17 protein-coding genes, 1 rRNA gene and 1 riboswitch are annotated in these 24628 nt (G+C 57.0%); of the genes, 11 read left to right on the top strand and 7 right to left on the bottom strand.

The genetic code is table 11. The features are described 5' to 3' along the window. The first annotated feature begins 135 nt into the window (after positions 1 to 135). The 5 genes from rrf to aceK all read left to right on the top strand — a co-directional run bounded on the left by rrf (position 136) and on the right by aceK (position 6497). Positions 136 to 251, top strand: a 5S ribosomal RNA gene (gene rrf / locus BBA90_RS18480). A gap of 319 nt (positions 252 to 570) precedes the next feature. After that, a complete protein-coding gene (gene metA, locus BBA90_RS18475; RefSeq protein WP_065650413.1) occupies positions 571 to 1500 on the top strand; it encodes a homoserine O-acetyltransferase MetA in 930 nt (309 codons plus the stop codon). Positions 1501 to 1760: 260 nt separating this feature from the next. Then, positions 1761 to 3359, top strand: coding sequence for a malate synthase A (gene aceB / locus BBA90_RS18470; protein ID WP_065650412.1), 1599 nt, complete (start codon positions 1761 to 1763; stop codon positions 3357 to 3359). 17 nt (positions 3360 to 3376) lie between these two features. After that, positions 3377 to 4678, top strand: a complete 1302-nt coding sequence (gene aceA / locus BBA90_RS18465) for an isocitrate lyase (protein ID WP_065650411.1) — start codon at positions 3377 to 3379, stop codon at positions 4676 to 4678. 82 nt (positions 4679 to 4760) lie between these two features. Next, on the top strand, positions 4761 to 6497 hold the full coding sequence (gene aceK, locus BBA90_RS18460; RefSeq protein WP_065650410.1) for a bifunctional isocitrate dehydrogenase kinase/phosphatase: 1737 nt from the start codon (positions 4761 to 4763) through the stop codon (positions 6495 to 6497). Here aceK and iclR read toward each other — a convergent pair. From iclR to pgi, 6 genes are all read right to left on the bottom strand, one after another. Next, entirely contained in the window at positions 6494 to 7327 is an 834-nt protein-coding gene (gene iclR, locus BBA90_RS18455; protein ID WP_065650409.1) for a glyoxylate bypass operon transcriptional repressor IclR, read from the bottom strand. The two genes, aceK and iclR, sit on opposite strands and share 4 nt — an antisense overlap. Positions 7328 to 7520: 193 nt before the next feature. Next, positions 7521 to 9611, bottom strand: coding sequence for a YjbH domain-containing protein (locus tag BBA90_RS18450; RefSeq protein ID WP_065650408.1), 2091 nt, complete (start codon positions 9609 to 9611; stop codon positions 7521 to 7523). Further along, on the bottom strand, positions 9611 to 10348 hold the full coding sequence (locus tag BBA90_RS18445; RefSeq protein WP_065650407.1) for a capsule biosynthesis GfcC family protein: 738 nt from the start codon (positions 10346 to 10348) through the stop codon (positions 9611 to 9613). Before BBA90_RS18445 ends, BBA90_RS18450 begins: the two co-directional genes overlap by 1 nt. Continuing rightward, on the bottom strand, positions 10345 to 10992 hold the full coding sequence (locus BBA90_RS18440; protein WP_065650406.1) for a YjbF family lipoprotein: 648 nt from the start codon (positions 10990 to 10992) through the stop codon (positions 10345 to 10347). Before BBA90_RS18440 ends, BBA90_RS18445 begins: the two co-directional genes overlap by 4 nt. Positions 10993 to 11065: 73 nt before the next feature. Continuing rightward, positions 11066 to 11314 (bottom strand): exopolysaccharide production protein YjbE, encoded by a 249-nt coding sequence (gene yjbE, locus BBA90_RS18435; protein ID WP_065650405.1) that lies wholly within the window; start codon positions 11312 to 11314, stop codon positions 11066 to 11068. Between the two features lie 506 nt (positions 11315 to 11820). Then, positions 11821 to 13467 (bottom strand): glucose-6-phosphate isomerase, encoded by a 1647-nt coding sequence (gene pgi / locus BBA90_RS18430; protein WP_065650404.1) that lies wholly within the window; start codon positions 13465 to 13467, stop codon positions 11821 to 11823. 454 nt (positions 13468 to 13921) lie between these two features. After that, positions 13922 to 14116, top strand: a riboswitch (Lysine riboswitch). A 112-nt stretch (positions 14117 to 14228) separates the two neighbouring features. Between pgi and lysC the strand changes: the two genes are divergently transcribed. Continuing rightward, a complete protein-coding gene (lysC, locus tag BBA90_RS18425) occupies positions 14229 to 15584 on the top strand; it encodes a lysine-sensitive aspartokinase 3 (protein ID WP_065650403.1) in 1356 nt (451 codons plus the stop codon). 293 nt (positions 15585 to 15877) lie between these two features. Continuing rightward, positions 15878 to 16798 carry a ketopantoate/pantoate/pantothenate transporter PanS gene (gene panS, locus BBA90_RS18420; protein WP_065650402.1) on the top strand — a complete coding sequence of 307 codons (921 nt, stop codon included), beginning with the start codon at positions 15878 to 15880 and terminating at the stop codon, positions 16796 to 16798. 43 nt (positions 16799 to 16841) lie between these two features. Here panS and BBA90_RS18415 read toward each other — a convergent pair whose 3' ends face one another. Then, positions 16842 to 17435 (bottom strand): YhgN family NAAT transporter, encoded by a 594-nt coding sequence (locus tag BBA90_RS18415; RefSeq protein ID WP_039381881.1) that lies wholly within the window; start codon positions 17433 to 17435, stop codon positions 16842 to 16844. A 220-nt stretch (positions 17436 to 17655) separates the two neighbouring features. Between BBA90_RS18415 and asd the strand changes: the two genes are divergently transcribed. The 4 genes from asd (at position 17656) to glgC (ending at position 24589) form a co-directional block, all read left to right on the top strand. Then, on the top strand, positions 17656 to 18765 hold the full coding sequence (gene asd / locus BBA90_RS18410; RefSeq protein ID WP_065650401.1) for an aspartate-semialdehyde dehydrogenase: 1110 nt from the start codon (positions 17656 to 17658) through the stop codon (positions 18763 to 18765). 355 nt (positions 18766 to 19120) lie between these two features. Then, positions 19121 to 21307 carry a 1,4-alpha-glucan branching enzyme gene (gene glgB / locus BBA90_RS18405; RefSeq protein WP_065650400.1) on the top strand — a complete coding sequence of 729 codons (2187 nt, stop codon included), beginning with the start codon at positions 19121 to 19123 and terminating at the stop codon, positions 21305 to 21307. After that, positions 21307 to 23286 (top strand): glycogen debranching protein GlgX, encoded by a 1980-nt coding sequence (gene glgX, locus BBA90_RS18400; RefSeq protein WP_065650399.1) that lies wholly within the window; start codon positions 21307 to 21309, stop codon positions 23284 to 23286. The genes glgB and glgX overlap by 1 nt, the downstream gene beginning before the upstream one ends. A gap of 10 nt (positions 23287 to 23296) precedes the next feature. Beyond that, the gene (gene glgC / locus BBA90_RS18395) at positions 23297 to 24589 is read left to right on the top strand and encodes a glucose-1-phosphate adenylyltransferase (protein WP_065650398.1); all 1293 of its coding nucleotides are present in this window, start codon (positions 23297 to 23299) and stop codon (positions 24587 to 24589) included. The last annotated feature ends 39 nt before the right edge of the window (positions 24590 to 24628 follow it).

Raw genomic sequence — 24628 nt, 5'->3', positions numbered from 1 at the left:
TTGATAGGCCGGGTGTGTAAGCGCAGCGATGCGTTGAGCTAACCGGTACTAATGACCCGTGAGGCTTAACCTTACAACGCCAGAGGCGTTTTGAGAGACCGATTTTCAGCTTGTTTTACCGGATAACAGAATTTGCCTGGCGGCCACAGCGCGGCGGTCCCACCTGACCCCATGCCGAACTCAGAAGTGAAACGCCGTAGCGCCGATGGTAGTGTGGGGTCTCCCCATGCGAGAGTAGGGAACTGCCAGGCATCCAACAAGTAAGAGAGCCCTGAACGTCTGTTCAGGGCTTTTTTACGTCTGCAGAAAATAACTTTTACGTTCGCTCACGGGCTTTGCTCAGGCATCAGTACGCTATGCGTACTTTTTTCACCTTAAAAAACATCTTACCTTCCGGCTTTTTATGCCGGTGCACTTTTCCTTCCTCTCTGCCGCTGCCGGCTATACCACTTTAAGCTGAAACATTTTCATAAATAGCATGAATTCTCGACATTCGCCTTCTGCCAGGCTAATCTCGGGCATCTGGATGTCTAAACGTTTATATGGTTATCAGCAAGAGGTGAGCAGGTTATGCCAATCAGGGTGCCCGACGAATTACCGGCAGTGAATTTCTTACGTGATGAAAATGTGTTTGTGATGACCTCATCGCGTGCCCGTGTTCAGGAGATCCGCCCGTTAAAAGTATTGATCCTTAACCTGATGCCAAAAAAGATCGAGACTGAAAATCAGTTTTTACGTCTGCTCTCGAACTCACCGCTGCAAATTGATGTACAGCTGTTGCGCATAGACAGCCGTGAATCACGTAATACTCCCAGCGAACACCTGAATAACTTTTACTGCAATTTTGAAGATATTCAGCACGATAACTTCGATGGTCTGATTGTGACAGGTGCGCCGCTGGGGCTGGTTGACTTCAACGATGTGGCTTACTGGCCGCAGATCCAGCGCGTGCTGCACTGGGCAAACGAGCACGTTACTTCTACGCTGTTTGTCTGCTGGGCGGTACAGGCCGCGCTGAATATCCTGTATGGCATACCCAAACAGACGCGACAGAATAAACTGTCCGGCGTCTATGAGCATCAGATCCTGCATCCGCATGCGTTGCTGACGCGCGGCTTTGATGACAATTTTCTGGCGCCGCATTCGCGCTATGCTGATTTCCCCAGCCAGCTGATTCGTGACTATACCGATCTTGAGCTGTTTGCTGAATCTGAAGCGACCGGCGCTTATCTGATGGCGAGCCGGGACAAGCGGCTGGCCTTTGTAACCGGGCATCCCGAATATGACGCGCTGACCCTTGCAGGTGAATTTCACCGGGATAATGATGCGGGCCTGCAGCCGGAAGTTCCGTTTAACTATTTCCCGCAGAACAATCCGGCCCTGCCGCCACGTGCGACCTGGCGCAGCCACGGCAACCTGCTGTTCTCTAACTGGCTGAACTACTATGTTTACCAGATCACGCCGTTTGATCTGCGCCATATGAATCCGACTCTCGACTGATCTCTTTTTAGCTTCTCTCCACCGCGATCGCCCTCAGGCCATCGCGGTTTTTTTATGTTTTTTCCAAAGCAGAAACTATTGCCTTTATTTCGAAGATTTAAATAACATCATTTTCATAGGGTTAAATATTATCTGTCATAAAAATGGAAATAGTTTTTGAAATAAAAATTAAAATACATATGCTCTGATCCTGTCGGTTACAAAACATCCAGTACCCCGATCCCGGCGATAAAGCCGGATCGCTTCAGGAGACAGCCAGCATGACAGATACGGTTATTCATTCAACGCTGACCTTCACTCAGCCCTTCTCTGACAAGGAGCAGCAGCTGCTGACGCCGGCCGCTATCGACTTTCTGCAGGCGCTGGTTATGCGCTTTGCCCCGGAACGCGATCGTCTGCTTAAGGTACGCCGGCAACGTCAGCAGGAGTACGATCGCGGAGCACTGCCCGACTTTAATCCGGAAACGGCTTCCATTCGTGAAAGCGCCTGGCAGGTGCGCGCACTGCCGGCGCTGCTGTGCGATCGCCGGGTCGAAATTACCGGGCCACCCGATCGCAAAATGACGATTAACGCCCTGAATGCCAACGTCAAAGTCTTCATGGCTGACTTTGAAGATTCACTGGCGCCGTGCTGGAACAAACTGATGGACGGGCAGCAGGTGTTGCGCGAGGCGGTCGCCGGTACGCTGCGATTCACGCGCGAAGATGGCCGGATCTACCAGCTGCGTTCCGATCCTGCACTGCTGATGTGCCGGGTACGCGGATTACATCTGGACGAAAAACACGTGGAATGGCGCGATAAAGCGATTCCGGCTGGCCTGTTTGATTTTGCCCTCTACGTGTTCCATAACGTGCGGGCACTGCAGGAGAAAGGGCACGCGCCGTGGTTTTATCTGCCTAAAACCGAACACGCCAGTGAGGTGGCATGGTGGCGTGAGATCTTTCGCTTCAGCGAAGATCGTTTTGATCTGCCGCGCGGCACGATCAAGGCCACGGTACTGATTGAAACGCTGCCCGCGGTGTTCCAGATGGATGAGATCCTGTGGGAGCTGCGCGACCACGCGGTGGCGCTTAACTGCGGCCGCTGGGATTACATCTTCAGCTACATCAAAACGCTGGGTCAGCATAGCGACCGCATTCTGCCCGATCGGCAGCAGATCACCATGGATCAGCCCTTTCTGGACGCCTATTCCCGGCTGCTGATCAAAACCTGCCACCGGCGGGGCGTACTGGCCATGGGCGGTATGTCTGCACTCATTCCGGCGAAAGAGGAAGCGCGGAATAGGTGGGTAAAAGAGAAGGTTGAAGAAGATAAAGCGCGCGAAGCGGGCAACGGTCATGACGGCACCTGGGTGGCGCATCCCGGTCTGGCGGACAGTGCAATGGAGGTGTTCAATCGCCAGCTGGGTGAGCACGCTAATCAGTTACACGTAACGCGTGATACCGATCCACCGGTAACGGCCGGACGGCTGCTGCGTCCCTGCCGCGGTCTGCGTACTGAAGCGGGAATGCGCGCAAACATCCGCGTAGCGCTGCAGTATCTGGAGGCCTGGATTAGCGGCAACGGCTGCGTACCGATTGAGGGACTGATGGAGGATGCAGCAACGGCTGAAATCGCCCGCGCCTCTATCTGGCAGTGGATCCGGCACAAACAGATCCTGAGTGATGGCCAGCTGGTCACCGCTGCCTTGTTTGAGCAGTTTCTTGACGAAGAGCTGGCCGCACTGCGCCAGCGCTACGGCGACGTACGTTTTCAGCAGGGACGTTTTGAAGATGCGGCCGCGCTGATGGCGAAAATCACCACGGATAAAGAGCTGGTTCCATTTCTGACGCTGCCAGGCTACCGCCTGCTGGCCTGATCCCCGGAGAGAGTGCTATGAATCGGACACAACAGATCACACAACTGGAAATGAGCTGGCAGGATGCGCGCTGGAACGGTATCACGCGTCCCTATCGGGCAGAAGAGGTCATCAGCCTGCGCGGCTCGGTAACGCCCGCCTGCACGCTGGCAGAACGGGGCGCCGTCAGGCTCTGGTCGCTGCTGAACGGCGGCGCGACTAAAGGTTATATCAATAGCCTTGGTGCGTTAACCGGGGGGCAGGCAGTGCAGCAGGCGAAAGCCGGTATCGAAGCGATCTATCTCTCGGGCTGGCAGGTGGCAGCGGATGCAAACCTCGCCGGACAGATGTATCCCGATCAGTCGCTCTATCCGGTTAACTCTGTGCCGGAAGTGGTGCAGCGGATTAATCAGAGTTTTCAGCGCGCCGATCAGATCCAGTGGGCGAGTGGTCTGTCACCGGAGGATGACGCGTATGTCGACTATTTTCTGCCGATAGTGGCCGATGCGGAGGCGGGCTTTGGCGGCGTACTGAACGCTTTTGAGCTGATGAAATCGATGATTGTGGCCGGGGCTGGCGCCGTGCATTTTGAAGATCAGCTGGCGGCGGTTAAGAAATGCGGTCATATGGGCGGTAAGGTGCTGGTGCCGACGCAGGACGCGATTCAGAAACTGGTGGCAGCACGTCTCGCGGCTGATGTCATGAATGTGCCCACCGTGCTGATTGCGCGCACTGATGCAGACGCCGCCGACTTAATTACCTCTGACTGCGATCCAAACGACAGCGCGTTTATCACTGGCGAACGTACGCCAGAGGGATTCTTTCGCACCCGTGCCGGCATTGAGCAGGCGATCAGCCGCGGGCTTGCCTATGCGCCTTATGCCGATGTTTTGTGGTGTGAAACCTCCACGCCCGATCTGGCGCTGGCGCAGCGCTTTGCGGACGCGATACACGCACGTTTTCCGGGCAAACTGCTGGCCTATAACTGCTCGCCTTCGTTTAACTGGAAGAAAAACCTCGACGATCGCACCATCGCCCGCTTTCAGCAGGCGCTGAGCGACATGGGCTATCGCTTTCAGTTCATCACGCTGGCAGGTATCCACAGTATGTGGTTCAGCATGTTTGACCTGGCGCACGCTTATGCGCAGGGGGAGGGCATGCGCCACTACGTTGAAAAAGTGCAGCAGCCGGAATTTGCGGCGCGCGATAAAGGCTACACCTTTTCCGCACATCAGCAGGAAGTGGGCACCGGTTATTTTGACCGTATCACCACGGTGATTCAGGGTGGCGCATCTTCTGTAACGGCGCTGACCGGCTCTACGGAAACCGCACAGTTCTGATAACGTCAGACCTGACGTGAAAAGCAGGCGCCGCTGCCGCGCAGCGGCGCGTCTTATGGCAATCGCGTACCGGAGGTGGCTGATGTCACCCAGAGAATCCCTTATTGCTCACACTATCCTGCAGGGCTTTGACGCGCAGTACGGACGTTTCCTTGATATCACCGCCGGCGCGCAGCAGCGGTTTGAGCAGGCTGACTGGCCGGCGGTGCAGCGCGCTATGAAGGAGCGTATTCACCTGTATGATCATCATGTCACGCTGGTGGTCAGTCAGTTACGCGTACTGAGCGGGCAGACGGAGTGGGACACCGCATTCTGGCTGCGGGTAAAAGCGCATTATGAGGCGCTGCTGCCGGGCTATCCGCGCCATGAAATTGCCGAGAGCTTTTTTAATTCCGTTTACTGTCGTCTGCAGGGGCACAGCCATCTGTTTCCGGAGCGCCTGTTTATTCACGCTTCGCAGCCGGCACTGAAACAACCGGAAGCGCAGCGTCCGCTGTCGCGTCTCTATGCTCCCCGGCCCGACTGGCAGAGTGCGCTGCGGCAGTTAGTATCCGAGCTGCCTCTGCGGCTGCCGTGGCAGGATCTGGCACGCGATATCCGCTGGATCGAGCAGCATCTGAGGGAAGCGTTCAGCGCGGTGCAGCTGGAGGGTGCCACGCTGGAGGTCGCCAGCGAACTCTTTTATCGTAACAAAACTGCGTGGATTATCGCGCGGCTGCAGTTCAGCTGCGGTGAGATCCTGCCCTGTCTGCTGCCGATCCAGCGCGACAGCAGCGGACAGCTGTGGATCGATACCTGTCTGACGGATCGCGATGAGGCAAGTATCGTTTTCGGCTTCGCCCGCGCCAGCTTTATGGTTTACGCCCCGGTGCCTGCGGCGCTGGTGGCGTGGCTGCAGCCGCTGCTGCCTGGCAAAACCCTGGCCGGGCTCTATATCGCCATTGGCTGCCAGAAACATGGTAAAACCGAGATCTACCGCGAATATCTGCACTATCTGGCCTGCCATGATGACGCATTTACCCTGGCGCCTGGCATACGCGGCATGGTGATGCTGGTCTTTACCCTGCCGGGTTACGATCGGGTGTTCAAGGTCATCAAAGATCGTTTCGCGCCGCAAAAAGAGGTAACGGAAGCGCAGGTACACGCCTGTTACCAGCTGGTAAAAGAGCACGATCGCGTCGGACGCATGGCCGATACGCAGGAGTTTCGCTACTTTGCTTTGCCGCGCGCGCGCATTCCTGACGCGCTGATGGCGGAATTCATGCGTGATATACCGGAAAAGATAACGCTGCGCGGTGACAGCGTGATCATTCGCCATCTCTGGCTGGAGCGCCGCATGGAGCCGCTCAATCTCTGGCTGCAGCACGCCAGCGAAGCGCAGCGACGGCATGCGCTGGAGGAGTACGGCAACGCCATCTCTCAGCTGGCGGCGGCGAATATTTTTCCCGGCGACATGCTGTTTAAAAATTTCGGTATGACGCGCCACGGCCGCGTGGTGTTTTATGATTACGATGAAATTCGCCTGATGACCGAGCTGATATTCCGCGACGTTCCGCCAGCGCGTTATGAAGAGCAGGAGCTGCAGGCCGAGCCCTGGTACAGCGTCGGAGCAGATGATGTATTTCCGGAGACGTTCCGCTACGCGCTCTGCAGCGAACCCGCGACCGGCAGGCTGCTGCAGGCGCTGCATCCGCAGCTGTTTGACCCTGGCTGGTGGCGGGCGCTGCAGGTGCGCATCCGCAACGGCCATGTTGAAGAGGCGATGGCGTGGCGTAACGCCCGGCGCTTCAGCGTGCGCTACGCCACGGTGGCGGTTTAACGTCCGGCATAAGCCTGCGTGACCGTCCGGGCGGCGCGGATCACCAGCGCGCCCAGTTCGGTGATGCGATCGTCCGTCATGCGGGCCAGCGGGCCTGAAATAGAGATCGCGGCAAAGGCGTCGCCGTGCTCGTCATAAATGGGCGCCGCTACGCAGCGCAGCCCCAGCGCATGCTCCTCATCATCGTGTGAGAAGCCCATTTTGCGGATCAGCGCCAGATTCTCTTTCAGCGTATGCGGCGACATCAGCGTTTTGGGGGTATAACCGTGCAGGCCTTTCTGATGCAGCAGCGCGGTCACCTGTTCATCATTCAGATGGGCCAGAAAGGCTTTTCCGGCGCCGGAGGCGTGCATCGGCAGCTTGCCGCCAATCGGGGCTGACATTCGCATCAGCTGCGTGCACTGCACCTGATCAACAATCACCGCCTGATAATCACTGAGATCCAGCACCGCCAGATTCACCGTCTCGCCGGCTTCCTCCATCAGCCGCCGTAACACCGGATGCACAATGGCCAGCAGATTGCGGCTCTGCAGAAAACTGCTGCCCACCACAAACGCATGGGCGCCAATCGTCCAGTAGCCCAGATCGCCCACCTGATGCACAAAGCCCTGCTGCTGCATCGTGGAGAGCAGACGATGCGTGGTTGAATTTGGCAGGCCCGCCTGCTGCGCCAGTTCAGTCAGCGCCACGCTGCCGTGCGCATCGGCAATCAACTCCAGCAGACGCAGGCCGCGCGTCAGCGACTGAACCTGACCGCCAGCAGGCGGCGTAGCCGCAGGGGGTGTGACGCGAGGTTTTTTTCCGCGTTTAGCCGGTACCGGGGTAGCCATAGTTGCTCCATTTCAGCGTTGTACGTGGAAACCATTTTCGTTTTAACCATTATGGAGGCAAATGCAGCTGTGCTGGTCGGATCTGTAGCAATGAGGCAAGAAACCTTGCGGTGTCTGGCTGACGCCAGGGGGAAGAGAAGTGGAGTGTGTATCAGCACAGCTAAAGTGCGCGGGTATTACCCCGCGCATGGTGTTAATTAAAGCGCGCGTCGCGATCGGCGGTTAAATCGTAGAGCTGATATTTACGACTCAGCATCTGGCCACCATCACGCGTCAGCGGCACCCAGTTCACCTGTGCACGGCCGCGCGCTGGCGTCACGGTAAACAGATCCATCGGAATCGAAATATAGAAGCCTTTGGTAAAGTCGCCTTCGCCATACGCTTCGGATGAAACGTTGGTTTTGGTGGCGTAGAAACCCACGGTGACGCCGCTGTCGTAGCGTTTGGAGACATCCAGCGTGGCGCCTTTATCTTTCGCCAGATACTGTCCCACGCTCGCTTTCACCAGCACATCCTGCATAAACCACGGACGCCAGTAGGCGGTCAGATGGCCGGTTGGCGCTTTGTAGTCGCGGAACTGCATCATGTTGTCCCAGTCGCGCTGTTTAACGTAGTTAGCGTCTGCGCCCACTGCCCAGTTGCTGTCCACTGGCCGGTAGAGCACTTCAGCACCGGCGCCGCCATACATGGTTTCCAGATAGCCGCCATAAACCTGGCCATAAATGTTGTTACCGAGGTAACGCATATAGTTGGCCTGCAGATCGTTGACGTAGAGATTGTTTTTCACATAGTCGCGGATATGGGTACGCACGCGCGGTAGCGTGGAGTCAGAGGGCGCGCCGTTATAGTTGAAGCGGTCATAGTTGTTCACGATATTACCAAACAGGCTGCCGCCCACCAGCAGGTGATCGGTCAGCCAGTAATCGGCGTTCGCCATCGCGCCAGCCTGATACATATAGAAGCTTTCCGGCCCGCCCACTGACTGGTTGAGCACCGGCGACAGGCTGTAGTTCAGGCGATCTTTACGCATGAACAGGCCCTGCTCGGTTGCGCCCGGATCGACCGGATTATCGCGCGACTGCTGCAGCGGCTGATCGTGTCCCAGCGGATAGCCGCTGAGCGTATTATGCAGACTGGCAACCTGCGTGCGCGTCGTCACCTGCGGCATATTAAAGCGCGACTCTGTGACGGCAATCGTATCAATGCCGGCCGGCAGATGATTCATCATTATGCGATTGGCGCGGTCAACCCCTTCGCGCGTATCGCGATATTTGATTTGCTCGCCGCTGACGTAAAGGGTCGCGCCTTTGGTCTGGATGCGCGGGCCGTTGAATCCGGCATCATATTTCAGTGCGCTGAGCTGGCTGGCGACCACGGCAGAATCCAGCAGATCGCCCTGCGGATGCGGGTCGTAAGCGGGTTTCGGCGTATCAATATGCGTCTGGCGCAGATCGTTGAAGTTGGTGCGAAGGGTGATGCCAAACATAAAGGTATTGCCGCGCTCATAGCTGGCGTTGATATCTGCCCAGTCAGTGAGGCGATAAATCGCGCCAGCATTGACCTTGCTGCGCTGCTCCAGCCGTCCGGCAAAGTCATCCTGATAGTCGTTGCCTTCATATTCCAGCTTAAGGCGCAGCGGCTGCCAGGGGGTCTGATACTCCACGCCGCCAAACAGGGCAGCGGGGCCATGAAATAGCTGCGAGCCATTGACTGCACCGGCCGTCCCGCCACCGGTACGGCTGCAGTAGCTGTCGCTGTAAGAGCAAAACGGGTTTTTCACGGTGCCGCTGCTGCCGAGATAGCCCCAGCCGAGGCCCAGCGTAAAATCAAACGGTCCCCAGGCTTTAGACGCCACCAGATACTCGCTGTCAAACAGCCCGGTACCGCCGAGGTCGCGCGAACCCACCGCCACCTCCGGCAGCCAGTAACTCTCCTGCCAGAGACGCAGTTTCAGATCGAACGCTTTATCTTTATAGCTCTGATTACCACTGAAATCTTCCACGCCGCTGTAGCGACGGGTGCGCACATCGGTATAGCGTACGGTGGTTTCCAGCCACGACAGAAGCTGCAGTGAGGCGGAATAGTAGCGGTACTGATCGTTATCCCGGGCGTTAAGACTGAATTCGCCCTCTTTCGCCATGCGCGCGGTTGGCGTCTGCATCAGGCCGACGCCACCAAAATCGGATTGTGAAGGGCCCACCGGCTGCGGCCAGGTTTCAGCCTGCACCTGACAGGCGGCCGAGACGGATGCAGCCAGCAGGCTGAGCAGTAGTTGTTTTTTCATTATTGCGGGATCCGGTGAGTCAGAACAGAAATCAGACGCGTATTTAAATCTGCCTGGCCCCACGGCAGGCTCCATGAGGTAAAGCCGAGCCAGATAATGCTGCCGGGTTCGACTTCAGCATGACGCTGATTCCAGTACGCGACCGGGACCTGCCGGACCTCGCCAGAGGGCGCAATAACGGTGGCCACGCTGCGCTCACCGCCGGTCAGGCGGTCATGTGCGGCGAGATAGTCACGCACGCTGCGCCCTGGCTGCCAGGATTCTGCGCCAGGCCGGGTGAGGGCGCCCAGAATCAGCACCTGATGCGGTTCCGGCAGGGTATAAAGATCGTAACTGCCCTGCAGCGCACGATCTGCCTCCGGATGCAGGCGCAGCCAGTCGATATCCAGCGACGTAAACTGCCGGCCGGTAACCGGCAGCGCGTCGAGCTGCCGGATCACAGCACCGATGGTCGCACCCAGTGCGGCGTCGCTGCTGTTTTGCCAGGCGCGCAGATCGGCCAGCAGCTGGCTGCGCTGTTGCTGTACGGCAGCGGTAGCGCCGCGCTCTGCGATGACGGTGCCGGGCCACCAGGTGCTGAGGCCAGGATGCGTCAGCAGCTGGCTCAGACGCTGAAGATCATTGATTTGCACGCTGCTTTCGCCAGGCGCGGTGTGCACGCTAATCTGGCTTGCGGCCAGCGCGCTGCCTGCCGCAGGCAGAGCCAGTGCAGCCAGCAAGGTAATTATTTTTTTCATGATTTAGCCGGCTTCAGAAGAGTGGTTACAACAGGAAACTGGTCAGCGGCAAGCGTCTGCTGCGCCTGCAGCACCGTGCCGTCACGATTGTCGATCCAGAAAATGTTCTGCCAGGTGCGGTTCAGGCTCGCCATCGATACATTTTCATGCCAGACGCGGCATGGTACCGCTTCTCCCGCCAGCGTCAGCACTTCATCAGTGCCGCGTTGAAACTGCGAGGTCGCCGTTGCGGCGCGTACCCGATCCTGTTCACGCCACTGCACGACGCGTGTCCAGCTCGCTCCATTCTGCAGATGCAGTGCATCAGCCAGCGGATCCCCGGCGAGGTTACTGACCGCCTGCAGGTTGTCGCGCAGCCCCAGCGTTTTCACCAGGCGTCCCTGCTGCATCACCAGCATCGCTTTATCCTGAGTCACCCACTTCTGCTGACCCGCTTCAAGGTAGCCGAGTACCACAAAGATACGTGCGCCATTGTCGATGCGGGCGTACATACTGGCGTAAGGCAGTTTCTGAATCTGTTCTGCACTGACCGTCACGTCGTCCGGACCATTAACGGCAAGCATGACGGTCTGCTCAAGACCTTTTTGCGTCTGTGTGCAGGCCTGCAGCAACAGACAAAGCAGCAGCAAAGAGAGTTGGCGCACTGTGTATCCCTGTCAAAAAAACAAAAGCCAAAAATAACCACACGGGCGTGCGGTCAGGAGAAAAAGTGTCTTATCAACGGATAGTGCCCGTTGTGGTTGTTGTTGTACCCGTATTTGCGCCGTCACCGCCGCCGCCAGCAGCGGCAAGACCGAGGCCCACCAGCGCGCCGAGCGCGCCAATTCCCACCGCAGTCGATGCGCCCGAGGAGATAGCTCCCGCCTGTGCGCCAGCTGCCGCGCCGGTCTCTTCCGGTACGGCATGGGCGGCAGAAGAGGCCGCGATATATAACAAGGCTGCACCGGCAGCCACGAGTTTTTTCATAACAGCGTTTCCTGCATTGAGAACAAAAAAGAATGAAGGCGCTATCCCGGTTTCAGGCGCGTTCACGCCAGAGCAGTAAAATATCAGCGTTCAGCAGACTAAAAAGCGCGCTCTTATCCGGCTGCTGTTGTATTACAGGCAGACTTAAGTGGCGTAAACACCCTTTTTCCGTGGCACGTTTGCCACTGTCTGAAGAATAAATATGACGACATTATATACGGCAGGATTTTACACATTTTTAGTAAAATTTGGCACGGAATAGGAATTATCGGATTTTCCTGACGGGTTGTAAATTTAAATTGGCGCGCATTCAACACGATAGGGTGCCTGGCGCATACAAACAGATCCGTTAAAAGCTGTGTTTTATACGGTGGCTTAGCGTAATGTCAGATTTTCTTTAGCAGGTGGGGAAGATATTTCATCAGCAATGAATGGCCGTATTAAAACCGGAAAACTAGCGGGATAAAAAAGGCGGCCAGCGGCCGCCCTGATAATCTTAACGCAAATTAACGCCAGGATTTATAGCGATTGATTAAGCCATTGGTGGAGCTGTCGTGGCTGGCAATATCAGCATCATTTTCAAGCTCAGGCAAAATACGGTTCGCCAGCTGTTTGCCCAGTTCCACACCCCACTGATCAAACGTGTAAATATTCAGAATGGCACCCTGTGTGAAAATCTTATGTTCATACAGGGCAATCAGCGCGCCAAGGCTGTAAGGGGTAATTTCGCGCAGCAGAATAGAGTTAGTCGGACGGTTTCCTTCAAACACTTTAAACGGCACAACGTGCGCCACGGACTCCGCCGATTTGCCGGCATCCGTAAACTCTTTCTCTACCGTATCACGTGACTTACCAAACGCCAGCGCCTCGGTCTGAGCAAAAAAGTTCGACAGCAGCTTCTGGTGGTGATCGGCCAGCGCGTTATGGGTAATAGCCGGTGCGATAAAGTCACACGGCACCAGCTTGGTTCCCTGGTGGATCAGCTGATAAAACGCATGCTGACCATTGGTGCCAGGCTCGCCCCAGATAATCGGGCCGGTCTGATAGTCGACCGGATTGCCCTCGCGATCGACATACTTGCCGTTCGATTCCATATTGCCCTGCTGGAAATAGGCGGCAAAGCGATGCATATACTGATCGTAAGGCAGAATCGCTTCGGTTTCAGCACCAAAGAAATTGTTGTACCAGATACCAATCAGCGCCAGCAATACCGGCAGGTTCTGCTCTGCCGGGGCAGTGGCAAAGTGCTGATCCATGGCGTGTGCGCCGCTGAGCAGCTGCGTGAAGTTATCAAAGCCGATGGAGAGAATAATAGAGAGGCCAATTGCCGACCAGAGTGAGTAGCGCCCGCCCACCCAGTCCCAGAACTCAAACATGTTGCTGGTATCAATACCAAACTCGCTGACCGCTTTGCCGTTGGTAGAGAGCGCGGCGAAATGTTTTGCCACGTGCTGCTGATCGCCCGCCGTTTTCAGGAACCAGTCGCGCGCGCTGTGCGCATTGGTCATGGTTTCCTGCGTGGTGAAGGTTTTTGAGGCCACCAGGAACAGCGTGGTTTCCGGATTCAGATCTTTCAGCGTCTCGGCAATATGCGTACCGTCAACGTTGGAGACAAAGTGCATGTTCAGATGGTTTTTATAGGGGCGCAGCGCCTCTGTAACCATAAACGGGCCGAGATCGGAGCCGCCGATACCGATGTTGACCACGTCAGTAATGGGCTTACCGGTATATCCCTTCCACTCGCCACTAATGATCCGCTCAGAGAAGCCTTTCATCTTATCCAGCACGGCGTTGACTTCCGGCATCACATCTTTGCCATCAACCAGAATCGGCGTATTGCTGCGGTTGCGCAGCGCCACGTGCAGCACGGCGCGCTCTTCCGTACGGTTGATCTTCTCGCCGGAGAACATCGATTTAATGGCGCCCGCCAGGTCGGTCTCTTTAGCCAGCGCCTGCAATTTAGTGAGGGTTTCCTCAGTGATACGGTTTTTTGAGAAATCCACCAGCATCTGATCATCGAACGTAGCGGAGAATTTCGCAAAACGATCGGCATCCTGCTGAAAAAGATCGGCGATCTGCACTGATTTCATCTGTTCAAAATGCTGCTGCAGCGCTTGCCACGCTGCGGTTTGTGTCGGATTAATATTTTTCATGGCAACACTCTTGTTGATATAAGAACCGTCATTTCATCCGGGCGCGTTCCGCTGGCCCGGCCTGCTTAGTTTCTCTTACGGCGCGCTGCGGATACCCCGGTCTGTGCCTGTGTATCAGGCGCATAACCGCGTCGGGTACAGTCGAACAGGCATCGCACAAACGCATTTCAGTATGACCATAGTTGAAGGGGAAAGGAAAAATTTTGTGACCCTGGCCGCGCGGTTTCAGCGAAATCCAGGCACCAGTATGCAGCAGGCAGAAATGACAAATTCTGAGGCACATCAGTAAAAAGCCGCGTAAGCAGGCGATGTTGTGCCAGACATTATGCGCCGGGCGCGGCGCACGTTTTCACCGGAGCCGCACGGGTTAAAAAATCATTTATCCGGGCGCTACAAGGCTGGACAGCAGCACAATTTGTCGATAATTTATGCCCGCGACTTGCACCTCCGGGTGCAAGCCAGAAGAGGCGCGTCGCCCAGGCAGTGTGTTTGAGGATCCGTATCCGGCGAAAACACATCAGGGGGTGCGACGCCGAGATGGCATAACACGCGGAGTGTTGTGCTGTCGGCTGCAGGGGCTGAATCCTCTGGGTTGTCACCAGAAGCGTCCGCAGTCGGACGTTTCGCAAGGTGAAGTGCTTTTGGTGACTCATCTCCTGATCTTGTCTGTCCAATTCCGCTCTTCTCTTGTGCCAAGGCTGTTATCCCTGTCTTCTGAACCGAATTCCCGGCAGAAGATAACCTGACACGAGGTTTGTTACATGTCTCAACCGTTGATTGTGGCAAAATTTGGTGGCACCAGCGTTGCCGATTTCGATGCCATGAACCGCAGCGCGGACGTTGTGCTGTCCGATACCCATACCCGTCTGGTCGTGCTCTCTGCGTCTGCTGGCGTAACAAATTTGCTGGTCGCGCTGGCCGAAGGCCAGGAGCAGGCAGAGCGTACGCAGATGCTGGATGAAATTCGCCGTATTCAGTACGCCATTATCGATCGCCTTGCCGCGCCGGACGTAATCCGCGACGAGATCGACCGCGTGCTGGAAAACATCACCATGCTGTCAGACACCACGGCGCTGGCAAATTCTCTTGCTCTCACCGACGAACTGGTCAGCCACGGCGAACTGATGTCAACGCTGCTGTTTGTCGAGATCCTGCGCGAGCGCGGCGTTAATGCAGAGTGGTTTGACGTACGCAAAGTGATGCGCACCAGCGATCGTTTTGGCCGGGCAGAGCCGCAGGTGGCTGAGCTGCAGACGCTGGCGGCGGCGCAGCTGCAGCCGCGCATTGCGGAGGCGCTGGTGGTTACCCAGGGCTTTATCGGTAGCGAGAGCAAAGGACGCACCACCACGCTGGGCCGCGGCGGCAGTGATTATACTGCTGCGCTGCTGGGCGAGGCGCTGCGGGCTGAGCGCATCGATATCTGGACCGACGTGGCCGGTATCTATACCACCGATCCGCGCGTGGTGCCGGCTGCGCGCCGTATCGAAGAGATCACCTTCGAAGAGGCGGCAGAGATGGCCATTTTTGGCGCGAAAGTGCTCCATCCCGCCACGCTGCTGCCGGCGGTACGCAGCGACATCCCGGTGTTTGTCGGCTCCAGTAAAGATCCCGCCGCCGGCGGCACCCGCGTCTGCAATGAAACGCGCAATCCGCCGCTGTTCCGCGCGCTGGCACTGCGTCGCAAGCAGACGCTGCTGACGCTGCACAGCCTGAACATGCTGCACGCGCACGGTTTTCTGGCTGAGGTGTTTGCGATTCTGGCGCGCCATAACGTTTCCGTAGATCTGGTCACTACCTCTGAAGTCAGCGTGGCGCTGACGCTGGATAACACCGGCTCTACCAGCAGCGTGGATAGTCTGCTGACGCAGGCGCTGCTCACCGAACTCTCTTCGCTGTGCCGCGTTGAAGTTGAAGAGAACCTGGCGCTGGTGGCCATTATCGGCAATAACCTGTCGAAAGCCTGCGGCGTGGGTAAAGAGGTCTTTGGGGCGCTGGAGCCGTTTAATCTGCGCATGATTTGCTACGGTGCCAGCAGCTACAACCTCTGTTTCCTGGTGCCGACACCTGATGCGGAAGCGGTAGTGCGCGCGCTGCATCACAACCTGTTTGGTGCCTGATCCCCTTTATCATGCTGATTAGCCGGACGCTGTCCGGCTTTTTTCCCGGTGAATCCCGCCATATCTGCTGGCGTTTGCCGCAAAGCGCAGTGTTATTTCCCGCCTCAGGACGCAATATGCAGCAGCTGATAGGCAATTGCCACTGGCGCCGTCGGCGGCGATAACGAAATGTTATGATCCCTTCCGATCGCGGCGATCGTTCCCTGCGCGGTCCTTCACCTGTGGCAAACCATTTAAAACCGCTCCGGCCTGCTTATATACCGGAAAAAGGTCTCTGAAAAAGGATGTGCTCCATGCTCGCCAGTCTCACCCGCCTGTTTCCACTCTGGGCTGTACTGCTCTCCGTCGCTGCCTATTACTCACCATCCACCTTTACCGGTATTGGTCCGTGGGTCTCTTATCTGCTGATGCTGATTATGTTTGGCATGGGCGTCACGCTGAATATCGACGATTTTAAACGCGTGCTGGTGCGTCCGGCCCCGGTCATTGCCGGTACCTTTCTGCACTATCTGGTGATGCCGCTGGCCGCATGGGCGCTGGCAAAGCTGTTTCAGATGCCGCCCGATCTGGCCGCCGGCATGATTCTGGTCGGCAGTGTCGCCAGCGGAACCGCATCTAACGTAATGATTTATCTGGCAAAGGGCGATGTGGCGCTCTCGGTGACGATCTCTTCGGTCTCTGCGCTGGTCGGTGTCTTTGCCACCCCGCTGCTGACCCGCTTTTACGTTGATACCCATATTCAGGTCGACGTGGTGGGGATGCTGCTGAGCATTGTGAAAATTGTGGTGATCCCGATTTCACTCGGGCTGATTATTCATCACACCATGAACAGCGTGGTGCGCCGCGTTGAACCCTGGCTGCCGGCGTTTTCCATGCTCTGCATTCTGCTGATCATCAGCGCGGTGGTCGCGGGCAGCCAGAGCTTTATCGGATCGGTGGGTCTGATGGTGATTCTGGCGGTGATCCTGCATAACGCTATCGGTCTGCTCGGCGGCTACTGGGGCGGCAAGCTGTTTGGCTTTGATGAGTCCACCTGCCGCACGCTGGCGCTGGAGGTAGGCATGCAGAACTCGGGGCTGGCGGCCACGCTCGGCAAGCTCTATTTCTCGCCGCTTGCTGCCCTGCCGGGGGCACTCTTCTCGGTCTGGCACAACCTCTCCGGCTCTCTGCTGGCAGGCTACTGGTCCGGTAAACCGATTAAGAAAAAAAACTGACGGGGTGCGGGCGATGCCAGTCGCCCGCAGCTATAGCAGTTGGTCAGAGCTTCAGATAAGCACGGATCCCATCCAGGAACATCTGTGTCGCCAGCATAATCAGGATCAGTCCCATCAGCCGTTCCAGCGCGTTGACGCCCTTGTCGCCCAGCAGGCGCAGAAACAGCCCCGATAGCAGCAGAATGATAACCGTAGCCCCCCAGGCGATCAGCAGCGCGCCGACCAGATGACTCATCTGATGCGGATACTGATGCGACAGCAGCATCAGGGTTGCCAGCAGCGACGGGCCGGCGACCAGCGGGATAGCCAGCGGCACGAGAAACGGCTCCTCGCCAGCCGGCAGGCCGCTGCTGCCGGTGTCGCCAGAGGGAAAAATCATGCGAATCGCGATCAGAAACAGAATAATGCCGCCGGAAATCGAGACCGTTTCGGTGCGCAGATTCAGGAACATCAGAATGCGTTCACCGGCAAACAGAAACAGCAGCATCAGCCCGAGCGCAATCAGCATTTCACGCATCAGCACCACGCGCCGGCGTCTGGGCTCCAGATGTTTCAGCACCGACATGAAAATGGGCAGATTGCCGAGAGGATCCATAATCAGCAGCAGCAGCACGGTCGCAGATATCATTTCAGTCATGGGCGGTAAACCACTCCTTTCTGTTGGTGTTCACTATTATTAGCTCTGTTGCTGAAAAAACAGGTGTAATCGAATTAATTCACTTGCCAGAAGTGCAGCATTTTGTAGAGTTGAAGGTCGCAGGTAAACCTGAATATCACGCAGGCTCGCGCACGTTTCGCGTCGGGTCTGATACATGCACTATACAGGCCTCGGCCCGAGCTCCTGAGACGGACAGAAAATGAAGAATGTAGGTTTTATTGGTTGGCGTGGCATGGTCGGCTCTGTGCTGATGTCACGAATGAGCGAAGAACGCGATTTTGACGTGATCAATCCGGTGTTCTTTTCTACGTCGCAGCTCGGCCAGGCTGCGCCCGCGTTTGGCGGTAAGTCAACCGGCGCGCTGCAGGATGCGTTTAATATCGACGCGCTGAAAGCGCTCGACATTATTATTACCTGCCAGGGCGGCGACTATACCAGTGAAGTCTATCCAAAGCTGCGTGAGAACGGCTGGCAGGGTTACTGGATTGATGCAGCCTCTACGCTGCGCATGAAAGACGACGCCATCATTATTCTCGATCCGGTTAACCATCAGGTTATTCGTGACGGACTGAACAACGGCATCAAAACCTTTGTCGGTGGCAACTGCACCGTCAGCCTGATGCTGATGTCACTGGGCGGCCTGTTTGCGAACGATCTGGTGGAGTGGGCCTCAGTGGCAACTTATCAGGCGGCGTCCGGCGGCGGCGCGCGTCATATGCGCGAACTGCTGACGCAGATGGGCATGCTGCACGATCATGTCGCACCGGCACTGCAGGATCCCGCTTCCGCTATTCTGGAGATTGAGCGCAGCGTGACTGACTTTACCCGCTCCGGTACGCTGCCGACGGATAACTTTGGCGTGCCGCTGGCGGGCAGCCTGATCCCCTGGATCGACAAGCAGCTCGACAATGGCCAGAGCCGCGAAGAGTGGAAAGGGCAGGCCGAAACCAACAAGATCCTCAACACCGGCAACATCATTCCGGTTGATGGCCTGTGCGTGCGCGTCGGCGCGCTGCGCTGCCACAGCCAGGCATTCACGCTGAAGCTGAAAAAAGATCTGCCGCTGGCAGAGATTGAGCAGCTGCTCGCGGCGCATAATGAGTGGGTGAAAGTGGTGCCAAACGATCGCGAGATCACGATGCGCGAGCTGACGCCCGCTGCGGTTACCGGTCGCCTGACTACGCCGGTCGGCCGTCTGCGCAAGCTTAACATGGGGCCGGAGTACCTTTCTGCCTTCACCGTCGGCGATCAGCTGCTGTGGGGTGCGGCAGAACCGCTGCGTCGCATGCTGCGTCTGCTGATCGACTAAGCGCAACGACATCAGACAGGCCGGGGTTCCCCGGCTTTTTTTTAATCAGCTGACGGGCAAAACATAAGCCAAATTGCCGCCCGCGAGTGATCGGCTTCCCTTTTTTGTTTTTCTGACAACAATTTTTCATGTTCCTCCCTGGCTTCTGCCAACCCCAAGCTATGATTTAACTGAGAAGTACCGATTGTTAACAGGTTGTACTTTGTAAGCGAATTAGTAGTGGTACCTGGCAACGAATTTTCCCATGGAGGGTGGCCTCTCTTGCCGGTGTACGTATGACTCAATGAAAAGCAGCGCACTTACAGCGGCACAACTGCCTCTGCGGTCGCCTGCACAAAATCATAGGAAGAAAGTCATGTCAGAGTTTCCCGATCGCGATGCGATCAATGCGCTTTTTGCCGGGGATTACGCCGACCCCTTTTCTGTCCTGGGAATGCACCAGACCGTTCAGGGCCTTGAAGTCCGCGCGCTGCTGCCGGATGCCTCTGAAGTCTGGGTGATCGAAACCAAAACCGGCCGCAAATGTGGCCAGCTGAAGTGTCTGGATTCACGCGGTTTTTTCAGCGGTATTATTCCGCGCCGCAAGAACATGTTTCGCTATCAGCTGGCGGTGAACTGGCACGGTCAGCAGAATCTGATTGATGATGCTTACCGTTTTGGTCCGCTGCTGGCCGATATGGATGCCTGGCTGCTGGCTGAAGGCACGCACCAGCGTCCCTATGAAACTCTGGGCGCGCACGGCGCAACCATTGATGGCGTCAGCGGCACGCGCTTTGCCGTATGGGCACCGAATGCCCGTCGCGTCTCTGTGGTCGGCGATTTCAATTTCTGGGATGGCCGCCGTCATCCGATGCGCTTCCGGCGTGAACTCGGGATCTGGGAGCTGTTTGTGCCGGGCGCGGTAAACGGGCAGCTCTATAAATATGAGATTGTCGATTTACACGGGCAGATGCGTATCAAAGCCGATCCGTTTGCGTTTGAGGCGCAGATGCGTCCGCAGACGGCGTCAATGATCTGCGGGCTGCCGCCGAAGGTTGAGATGCAGCCTGCGCGCAAAGCGGCCAACGGTTTTGATCAGCCTATCTCTATTTATGAGGTGCACCTCGGCTCATGGCGACGCCACACCGATAACAACTTCTGGCTGAGCTACAAAGAGCTGGCTGAGCAGCTGATCCCCTACGTCAAAGAGATGGGTTTTACCCATATTGAACTGCTACCGATTAATGAGCATCCGTTTGACGGCAGCTGGGGTTATCAGCCGCTGGGCATGTATGCGCCGACGCGCCGGTTCGGGACGCGTGATGAGTTCCGCCAGTTTATTGCAGCGGCACACGAAGCGGGTATTAACGTGCTGCTGGACTGGGTGCCGGGACATTTCCCTGATGACGACTTTGGTCTGGCAAAATTTGACGGCACCGAACTCTATGAGCACAGCGATCCGCGCGAAGGCTATCATCAGGACTGGAATACGCTGATCTATAACTTTGGCCGGCGTGAAGTCAGTAACTATCTCTCCGGTAACGCGCTTTACTGGCTGGAACGATTTGGTATTGATGGACTGCGTGTGGATGCAGTGGCTTCAATGATCTATCGCGACTACAGCCGTAAAGCGGGCGAGTGGATCCCGAATCATCTGGGCGGGCGCGAGAACCTGGAAGCGATCGCGTTTCTGCGTCATACCAATCAGACGCTGGGCACTGCCGTGTCTGGCAGCATCACCGTGGCAGAAGAGTCAACCGACTTCCCTGGCGTCACGCGCCCGATCGAGAATGAAGGGCTGGGCTTCTGGTTCAAGTGGAACCTGGGCTGGATGCACGACACCCTCGACTACATGAAGCTCGATCCGGTACATCGCCGCTATCATCACAATCTGATGACGTTCGGTATGGCTTACAACTACAGCGAAAACTTTGTGCTGCCGCTGTCACATGATGAAGTGGTGCACGGTAAGCGCTCAATTCTTGATCGCATGCCGGGTGACGCCTGGCAGAAGTTTGCTAACCTGCGTGCTTACTACGGCTGGATGTGGGCGTTTCCGGGTAAAAAGCTGCAGTTTATGGGCAATGAGTTTGCGCAGGGACGCGAGTGGAACCATGACGTCAGCCTTGACTGGCACCTGCTGGAAGGCGATGACAACTGGCATCACGGCGTACAGCGTCTGGTACGCGATCTCAACCACAGCTATCGCCACTATGCGCCACTTTATCAGCTCGACTTTGACCCGCAGGGCTTTGAATGGCTGGTGGTGGATGACCACGATAACTCGGTGTTTGTCTTTGTGCGCCGCGACCGCGAAGGCAATGAGATCATTGTTGTCAGTAACTTCACGCCGGTCACGCGCCAGGATTACCGTTTTGGCGTCAATCAGGCCGGCGGCTGGCGTGAGGTGCTGAATACCGATCAGCACGACTATCACGGCAGCGACGTGCGCAATCATAGCATCACCCATACCGACGAGATTGCCAGCCACGGCCGGGCACAGTCGCTGAGTCTGACGCTGCCACCGCTGTCGACCATCTGGCTGGTGCGGGAGGCGGACTGATGATCGAAGCGGGCGAACCTGCGCCGCACGGTGCCCGCTATGATGGACGCGGCGTCAACTTCACGCTCTTCTCGCGTCACGCAGAGAAGGTGGAGCTTTGCCTGTTCAGCCGTGAAGGCGAGGAGCAGCGCCTTGTGCTGCCCGCGCGCAGCGGCGATATCTGGCACGGCTATGTTGCCGGGCTGAAGCCAGGCCAGCGCTACGGCTATCGCGTTTATGGCCCGTGGGACCCGCAGCGGGGACACCGTTTTAATCCGGCTAAACTGCTGGTGGACCCCTGCGCCAGAGCCGTTACCGGCAGCGTTGCGGATGACGCACCGCTGTATGGTGGTATCGCACAGCCTGACGGCCAGGACAGCGCCAGCTGTATGCCAGCATCGCTGGTTATCGCCGAAGACTTTGACTGGGGAGACGATCGGCCACCGCGTACGCCCTGGGGCAACACGGTCATTTATGAAGCGCACGTGCGCGGTCTGACGCAGCTGCATCCGGAAATTCCGGAAACGCTGCGCGGGACGTATGCGGCGCTCGGCCACCCTGTTATGGTGAAGTACCTGCGTCATCTGGGCATTACCGCGCTGGAGCTTTTGCCTGTAGCCGCTTTTGCCAGTGAGCCGCGGCTGCAGCGGCTGGGGCTGCATAACTATTGGGGCTATAACCCCTATGCGCTCTGGGCAGTGCATCCGGATTATGCGTCAGGCGAAGCGGGTGTCACGGCGCTGCAGGAGTTTCAGCAGGCGGTAAAAACGCTGCATGCGGCGGGTATTGAGGTGATCCTGGATGTGGTATTCAACCACACGGCAGAGCTGGAGGAGATTGGTCCGACGCTGTCGCTGCGCGGTGTGGATAACGCCAGCTACTACTGGCTTGATGAGCAGGGGAACTACCAGAACTGGACCGGCTGCGGCAACACGCTGAATCTCAGCGATCCGCAGGTGATGACGTGGGCGCTGGAAGCGCTGCGCTACTGGGTACAGCACTGTCACGTTGATGGTTTCCGCTTTGATCTCGCCAGCGTGCTGGGCCGTACGCCAGAGTTTTGCGCTGAAGCGCCGCTGCTGGCGGCGATCCGTGCCTGTCCGATCCTGTCACAGGTCAAGCTGATTGCTGAACCATGGGACATTGGCGAAAACGGCTATCAGGTGGGCCGGTTCCCACCGGGTTTTGCCGAATGGAACGACCATTTTCGCGATGCTGTACGCCGCTACTGGCTGCATGGCGAACTGAGCAACGGTGAGCTGGCGCGCCGGTTTGCCGCCTCAGCCGATCTGTTTCAGAACGCAGGCCGCCAGCCGCACGCCAGCATTAATTTTATTACTGCGCATGATGGCTTCACGCTGCACGACCTGGTGAGCTATAACCATAAACATAATCAGGCTAACGGCGAGGACAACCGCGACGGTAGCAGTGATAACTTCAGCCATAACCACGGGCATGAAGGGCTGAAGGCGAATCCGGATGTCGTACAGCGGCGGCGGCACAGCACGCATGCGCTGCTGACCACGCTGCTGCTGGCACAGGGCACGCCGATGCTGCTGGCTGGCGATGAGCGTGGACAGAGCCAGTACGGCAACAACAACGCCTACTGTCAGGATAACCTGCTGACGTGGCTCAACTGGCAGCAGGATGATTCAGGACTGGTCGACTTTACTGCGGCGCTTATCCAGCTGCGCCAGCGCATTCCGGCGCTGACGGCAGACTGCTGGTGGCAGGAGGGGGAGGGTCAGGTGCAGTGGTTCAATACCAGCGGCAAACCACTGGAACCAGAAGAGTGGGAGCGGGGCGTGCATCAGATGCAAATCCTGCTGTCAGACCGCTGGCTGATAACAATAAATGCAACAGATGCAATCAGTGACCTAGCCTTACCAGACGGAGAATGGCATGCCATACCTCCTTTCGCCGGGGAAGATAATCCCATTTTGACAACTGTCTGGCACGGGCCCGCACGCGGCGTGTGTGTGTTCCTAAAGCAATCATAAGGAGTCAGACATGGTGAAGTTAGACAGAAACGATCCTCTGATGCTGGCGCGCCAGCTTCCTACCCAGACAGTTGCCCTGATCCTCGCTGGCGGACGCGGTACGCGTCTGAAAGATCTGACCGCAAAACGCGCGAAGCCTGCCGTTCACTTTGGCGGCAAGTTTCGTATTATCGACTTTGCCCTTTCCAACTGCATTAATTCAGGCATCCGGCGCATCGGCGTCATTACCCAGTATCAGTCGCATACGCTGACGCAGCATATTCAGCGCGGCTGGTCACTGTTTAACGAAGAGATGAATGAGTTTGTCGATTTGCTGCCTGCTCAGCAGCGCGCTGCGACAGAACACTGGTATCGCGGCACCGCCGATGCGGTGACACAAAACCTCGATATTATCCGGCGCTATAACGCACAGTACATCGTGATCCTGGCCGGCGATCATATCTACAAAATGGACTACTCACGCATGCTGCTCGATCATGCTGAACGCGGCGCGAAATGTACTATCGCCTGTCTGCCGGTTCCGCTGGCGGAAGCGACCGCCTTTGGGGTAATGGCAGTGGATGCTGAAAACAACGTGGTCGATTTTGTTGAGAAACCCGCGACGCCGCCCGCTATGCCAGGCGACGCAGATAAAGCGCTGGCAAGTATGGGTATCTATGTTTTCAATGCCGACTATCTTTATCAGTTACTGGAAGACGATTTGCTGGTAGAGAACTCCAGTCACGACTTTGGTAAAGATTTGCTGCCAAAAATTGTGGCGAGCGGTGAGGCATATGCACATTCCTTCACGCTCTCCTGCGTGCAGAATGATGAGAACGCCGAGCCTTACTGGCGCGACGTGGGCACGCTGGAGGCCTACTGGCGCGCCAATCTCGATCTGGCGTCCGTTACGCCAGAGCTGGATATGTATGATCAGGAATGGCCCATCCGGACCCATATGGAGCCACTGCCGCCGGCTAAATTTGTGCAGGATCGCTCCGGCAGTCATGGCATGACCATGAACTCGCTGGTATCAGGCGGCTGCATTATTTCCGGCTCCGTGGTAGTGAATTCAGTGCTGTTTCCGCGCGTGCGCGTAAACTCATTTTGCAATATTGATTCAGCGGTGCTGCTGCCGGATGTTGTGGTAGGCCGTTCGTGCCGGCTACGCCGCTGTGTGATTGACCGTGCCTGCGAGATCCCGGAAGGCATGGTGATTGGAGAGAATCCGGATGAAGACAGCCGGCGTTTTTACCGATCGGAAGAGGGTATCGTACTGGTGACGCGCGCCATGCTGGCCAGGCTGGCCACCGCGGGTCAGTGAGTGGCGACAAGCATACAAAAAAACCGCCGCGTGGAACGC

This window comes from Pantoea eucrina (genome assembly GCF_001691555.1).
In the GTDB taxonomy this organism is placed as follows: Bacteria; Pseudomonadota; Gammaproteobacteria; order Enterobacterales; family Enterobacteriaceae; genus Pantoea; species Pantoea borealis.
Note: the sequence above shows the minus strand (reverse complement) of the source record. Positions and strands in the feature narration are given on the sequence as shown.